Origin of the sequence: Corallococcus interemptor, assembly GCF_003668875.1 — a bacterium.
GTDB lineage: Bacteria > Myxococcota > Myxococcia > Myxococcales > Myxococcaceae > Corallococcus > Corallococcus interemptor.
This window is the reverse complement of record NZ_RAWM01000231.1, coordinates 1-6,090: the sequence shown is the minus strand read 5'-3', so window position 1 is coordinate 6,090 and position 6,090 is coordinate 1. Positions and strand designations below refer to the sequence as shown.

Below are 6,090 nucleotides of genomic sequence, written 5' to 3'. Positions count from 1 at the left end.
CCGCAGCTCCTCCAGCCAATCCCCCAGCCGTGCCACGCCCTGCTCCACGCCCACCCGGGGCATCCAGCCCGTCGCCCGCGTGAAGGCGCGCGTGTCGGAGACGTAGTAGCGCTGATCCCCCGTGCGCCAGTCCTCGAAGCCGACGCGCGGCGCCCGGCCGGTGCGGCGCTGGATGAGCGCCAGGAGTTCCAGCAGGCTCACCGTCTGCCCCGGCCCACCGCCGATGTTGAAGGCCCGTCCCCGGATGCGGGGCATGGCCTGCTGGGCCAGCCGGAAGGCGCGCACCAGGTCCTCCACGAAGAGGATGTCGCGCACCTGCAGGCCGTCGCCGTAGAGCGTCAGCGGCTCACCTTCCAGCGCCCGGAGGAGGAAGTGCGCCACCCAGCCCTGGTCCTCCGTTCCGAACTGCCGGGGCCCGTAGATGCAGCTCATCCGGAACACCACCGTCGGCAGGCCGAAGCTGCGCGCGTAGTCGCGCACGTACTGGTCCGCGGCCCCCTTGGAACACCCGTAGGGGCTCTCGAAGTCGAGCGGGCACGCCTCGCTGATGCCGTTCGCCAGCGTGTGCGCGTCCACTGGCGCGTAGCGCTTCCCCCGGGCCTTGAGCTCCAGTCCCGGCAGCCCGCCGTAGACCTTGTTGGTGGAGGTGAACACCAGCGGCGCGGGCGTCTGCATCTCCCGCAGCGCCTCCAGCACGTGCAGGGTGCCGCGCGCGTTGACGTCGAAGTCGTGGAGCGGAGACTGGAGGCTGTGCGTCACCGCCACCTGCGCGGCGAAGTGGAACACCTCGCTCGCGCCAATCACGGCCCGACGCACCGCGAGCAGGTCGCGCGTGTCCGCCACGTCGATGCGCAGGCGCTCGCCATGGCGCTCGCGCAGCCAGCGCAGGTTCCGCTCCACGCCCGGGCGCGACACGTTGTCGAACACGCGCACCGTGCGCCCCTCCTGGAGACAGTGGTCCGCCAGGTTGGAGCCGATGAAGCCCGCGCCCCCGAAGATGACGACCGTCCCCGCTCCGCGTCCGGGCCTCATACCGTGAGCCCCCGAGCATCCAGCTCCGCGCGCGCCTGCGCGGCCCGGTCCTGGGCCACCTGCCCCACCAGCCACCGCGACAGCTCCAGCAGCCCCTCCTGGAAGCCGACGCGGGGCGAGTACCCCAGCACCTCGCGCGCGCGGGTGATGTCCGCGAAGCAGTGGCGGATGTCCCCCATGCGGTACTTCCCCGTCACCGCCGGCCTCATCCGGGACAGTCCCATCACCTCGCCCACCGCGCGCGCCACCTCGCGCACGGTGACGGCCCGGCCGCTGCCCACGTTGAGCACCTGCCCGGCCGCGCCCTCCACCTGGAGCGCCAGCCGGCAGGCCTGCGCCACGTCATGCACGTTGACGAAGTCGCGCTGCTGGAGTCCGTCCTCGAAGAGCAGCGGCGCGTTCCCGTTGAGCAGCCGCGACGCGAAGATGGCCAGCACGCCGGTGTATGGATTGGAGAGCGCCTGACGGGGGCCGTAGACGTTGAAGAAGCGCAGCGCCACGGTGGGGATGCGGTACGCGCGGCCCACCAGCAGACACAGCCGCTCCTGGTCGAACTTCGACAGCGCGTACACGGACGACAGCGCGGGCGCCTTGTCCTCCGGCGTGGGCACGGGCGTCAGCCGCGTGCCCCGCGCGTCGCGAAGCTCCCAGTCCCCCGCCTGCAACTGCGACAGGGAACGCTCCGGCCCCGGCACGGTGCGCCCGTCCGGCGTCAGGCACAGCCCCTCGCCATAGACGCTCATGCTGGAGGCCACCACCAGCCGCTCCACGGGGTGCTCGATGAGGGCCTGGAGCAGCACCGCGGTGCCCTGGTTGTTCACCGACGTGTAGTGGGCGACCTCGTACATGCTCTGGCCCACGCCCACTGCGGCGGCCAGGTGCACGACGGAGTCCACGCCCTCCAGGGCCTGGCGCACGGCCTGCGGGTCGCGCACGTCCCCGACGTGGAGCTCCACTTCGGGAGCCAGGTAGTCCGGGCGCTCGCGACCGGGGCCGTGCACCTGGGGCACCAGCGCATCCAGCGCCCGCACCCGGTGGCCATGCGCGAGCAGCTCGTCCGCCAGGTGCGAGCCGATGAAACCCGCGCCCCCGGTGATGAGGATGTGTTTGCGGCCCATGCGCCCTCCCGCCCCCGGGCCGCGTCCACACGCGCGACCCTCGGCCTGTCCGCATGAAACGGTAACCACCCCTCCGGCCGGATCACCCCTCCCTGATGGCTTGCCTGGGTGCGCGCGCGCCGGGACGCGGCGTCACCCTGCTGCCGTGGAGGCGGGCCCGCTCAGGCGGACAAGGGCGGCGCGGACGGCACGGGGCGGTCAGGCAGCAGCCCCCGCGTCTGGCGGCGCACGAGCGACGCGTAGTAGCCGTCGTGACGCATGAGCTCCGAGTGCCGGCCCTGTTCGACGATGCGGCCGTCCTGGAGCACCAGGATGCGGTCCGCGTCCACCACGGTGGACAGCCGGTGCGCGATGGCGAACGTGGTGCGGCCCTTCATCAGGCGGCCCAGCGCCTCCTGCACCAGCCACTCGCTCTCCGCGTCCAGCGCGCTGGTGGGTTCGTCCAGCACGAGGATGGGCGGGTCCTTGAGCAGCGACCGCGCGATGGCGATGCGCTGGCGCTCACCGGCGGACAGGCGGCTGCCCTTCTCTCCCACCACGGTGTCGTAGCCCTGGGGCAGGTGCTGGATGAACACGTCCGCGTGCGCGGCGCGGGCGGCGGCTTCAATCTCCGCCTGCGACGCCTCCGGCCGGCCGTAGGCGATGTTCGCGCGCACGCTCTCGTTGAAGAGCAGGCTGTCCTGGAGCACCACGCCAATGTGGCGCCGCAGCGACATCTGCTTGAGCGAGCGGACGTCCTGTCCGTCGATGCGCACCACGCCCTCGACGGGGTCGTAGAAGCGGCACAGCAGGCTCATCAGCGTCGTCTTGCCCGCGCCGCTGGGGCCCACGAGGGCAATCGTCTCCCCCGGATGCACCTTCAGGTCCACGCCGCGCAGGAGCGGCCGGCCCGGGCCCGCGCTGGAGGGATAGGCGAAGTGGATGCCGGAGAACTCCACCTCGCCCTTCAGCCCCGTCACCTCGCGCGCGTCGGGGGCGTCACCCAGGTGGTCCTGCGCGTCCAGGATGGAGAACACCTGGCGCATGGCCACGGACGCCGTGCGCAGCGTGCGGTACACGCCGCTCAGCCCCTGCACCGGACCGAACAGCCCGCCGATGTAGCCCAGGAACGCCACCAGCGTGCCGGTGGTGATGTCGCCCCGGAGCACCAGCAGGGCGCCCATGCCGATGGACGCCACGCGCGCCACCAGCACGGCGACGTTCTGGCCGCCGCTCACCACGGCGTCGTAGCCCACGCCGCGGACGACGACGGCGTTGGCCTCGCGCACGCCGTGCAGGAAGCGCTGCTTTTCGCGCTCCTCCATGGCGCAGCTCTTCACGGTGACGATGCCGGAGAGCACTTCATTGAAGCGGGCGTAGATGCTGGCCCAGCGGTCCATCAGCGTCTGCTCGCGCCGCGTCTGCACGGGCGCGGCCTTGCGCGCGATGAGCACGGGGATGGGCGCGAACGCGAGCGCCACCAGCGCCAGCCGCCAGTCCAGCCGCAGCATGATGATGACGGAGAGCAGCAGGTAGGCCGCGGCGGGCACGACGTTGAAGGCCAGCTCCGTGATGGCGCCCACGAAGCCCTGCATGCCCCGGTCCAGCCGGGTCATGATGGCGCCCACGCCCTCCTCGCGGTGGAAGCTCAGGGGCAGCGAGTGCAGGCGCGTGACGGTGGCCTCGTTGAGCGAATAGTGCACGCCGATGCGCGTGCGCCAGGTGAGCCAGTTCGCCGTGGAGGAGAGCGCCTCGCGCGTCAGCCCCATGAGCACCAGGCCTCCGACGCCCAGGAGCACCGCGCGGGCGGCCCCCTGCGCGCCCAGCTGGTCGAAGATGTGCTTGAGCACCAGCGGCTCCAGCGCGCTCAGCGCGGAGCCGGTGAGCACCAGCAGGAGGATGAGGGCGACCGCGCGCCGGTGCGGCTTGAGCCAGGTCATCGCGCGGGACAGCGATGCGGGAGGGGCAGGAGCGTTCTGCATGAGCGCGTGGAACGCGCCGCCTCCACAGCCCCTTCCCCGGAAGGCTCAGGCGTACAGGCGGTCCAGCGTGGTGGCCACGTCCACGAGCCGCGCCGCCTCCGCGTCGAAGCGCTCGCCCTCCGCCAGCCGGGTGGCCCACTCCACGGCGGCCCGGCCGCCCCAGGCGTCGGGGGGCGTGCTCAGCCGCTCGCGCTTCGTGCCGTGGAACAGGTCCGCGGTGAAGTCGTGGAAGGAGCCGTCCACGTTGCGGAACGCGGCGCCGCCCTGGGTGCCATAGAACGCCGCCTCGATGACCGCGTCACACCCGGCGGGCAGCTTCCAGGAGCAGGCGAGCTGCACGGCCGTGCCCGAGCCCAGCAGCAGCTGCGCGGCGGCGAAGTCCTCCACGCCCTCCTCGCGCGAGCCAAGCGGCCGGCCTTGCGCGAAGCGCCGGGAGGACACCGCCTCCACCGCCGGGAAGCCGAGCGTCCACAGCGCCAGGTCCACCAGGTGGATGCCCAGGTCCATCACGCAGCCGCCGCCCGCCTGCTTCGGGTCGTAGAACCAGGCCTTGTCCGGGCCGTACGCGTTGTGGAACAGGAGGTTCACCGCGTAGACGTGGCCCAGCGCGCCCGCCTGGATGCGCTCGCGCAGCTGCCGCATGCCGGAGGTGAAGCGGTAGCTCAGGTCCACGCCCAGGAGCCGGTCCTTCGCGCGGGCCGCGTCCACCACGCGGCGCACCTCCGAAGCCGAGCGGCCCAGCGGCTTCTGGCAGAACACGGACACGCCCCGCTCCAGCGCGCGCAGGGACTGCTCCGCGTGCACCGCGCTGGGCGTGGCGATGACCAGCCCGTCGAGCCCCAGTCCCAGCAACGCGTCCAGGGACTCGACGCACTTCGCGCCGGGGGCCAGGGCCTGGGCCTCGCGGGCCGCGTCGGCGGAGGGGTCGCTGAGGCCCACGACCTGGACCTGCTCCGAGCGCACCACGGCCTCCATGCGGTGGCGGCCAATCCAGCCCACGCCCAGGAAGCCGACGCGGGGTTTCGCTCCCAGGGAGGCGCTCACGGGGTGACAACCCCCTTGAGGAAGCCGTCCGGGCGCGTGCGCATGGCTTCGAAGGCGCGGTCCATCTCCGCCATGGGGAAGGAGGTGAAGAGCGGGAACGGGTCCAGGCGGCCGGAGGCGACGGCGTCCACGGCCAGGCGCATGCCTTCGACGTAGGCCTGGGGGTCGCGCTCGTGGGCGTTGATGACGTCCAGGCCGCGCCAGTTCCACAGCTGCAGGTTCACCTGCCGGGGCCCGTCCTGGTGGTAGCCCGCGATGACGAGCTTGCCGCGCACGCGGGTCAGCTCTCCCGCGAGGTCCAGGGGCCACTGCGTGCCCACGGCTTCGATGACGCGGTCGCAGAAGTCCCCGGAGGTCAGGGCCTTCACGCGCTCGATGATGCGGGAGTGGTCATCCATGGGGATGCACTCGGAGGCGCCCTGGCCGCGAGCCAGCTCCAGCGCCCAGGGCCTGCGGGCGATGGCGAGCACGCGAGCGCCCGCGTTGGCCACAAGCCGCGTCACCACCGCGCCCAGGAAGCCGATGCCGATGATGGCGACGGTCTGGCCCGGTTGGATGTCCGCGCGGCGGAAGACGTTCATCGCGCAGCCCAGGGGTTCACCGGGGAAGGGCCTGCCCGCGAGTGACGGAGGCAGCACCACCGTGGAGGCGGCGTCCGCGAGGTCGAACTCCGCGAAGGCGGCCGAGGAGAGCATGGCCACGCGGTCGCCGGGTTTCAGGCTGGAGACGCCCGGGCCCAGGGCATCCACCACGCCCCAGCCTTCATGTCCCGGAGCGCCGGGAGGCAGGGGGTAGCGGAACCACTCGCGTCCCTCCCACACGGGGAGGTTGGAGCCGCAGACGCCGCAGCCCTCCATCCGCACCCGGACCTGGCCGGGGCCCGGTTCAGGACGGGCCACGCGCTCCACGCGGATGCCCCGAGGCCCACCCACCAC

General features: G+C 72.6%; 5 protein-coding genes. All 5 read right to left on the bottom strand.

The features are described from left to right. The coding region (locus D7X96_RS38510) for an NAD-dependent epimerase/dehydratase family protein (protein WP_121771967.1) at nt 1-1,032 on the bottom strand (1,032 nt) is incomplete at its 3' end. After that, entirely contained in the window at nt 1,029-2,150 is a 1,122-nt protein-coding gene (locus tag D7X96_RS38505; protein WP_120553070.1) for an NAD-dependent epimerase/dehydratase family protein, read from the bottom strand. The genes D7X96_RS38505 and D7X96_RS38510, both read right to left, overlap by 4 nt. Nucleotides 2,151-2,311: 161 nt before the next feature. Next, entirely contained in the window at nt 2,312-4,111 is a 1,800-nt protein-coding gene (locus D7X96_RS38500) for an ABC transporter ATP-binding protein (protein ID WP_244219871.1), read from the bottom strand. Between the two features lie 45 nt (nt 4,112-4,156). Continuing rightward, nucleotides 4,157-5,155 carry a Gfo/Idh/MocA family protein gene (locus tag D7X96_RS38495; RefSeq protein WP_121771966.1) on the bottom strand — a complete coding sequence of 333 codons (999 nt, stop codon included), beginning with the start codon at nt 5,153-5,155 and terminating at the stop codon, nt 4,157-4,159. Then, nucleotides 5,152-6,090, bottom strand: a 939-nt coding sequence (locus D7X96_RS38490; RefSeq protein WP_208647443.1) for an MDR/zinc-dependent alcohol dehydrogenase-like family protein, incomplete at its 5' end; no start/stop codon positions are given. The genes D7X96_RS38490 and D7X96_RS38495, both read right to left, overlap by 4 nt.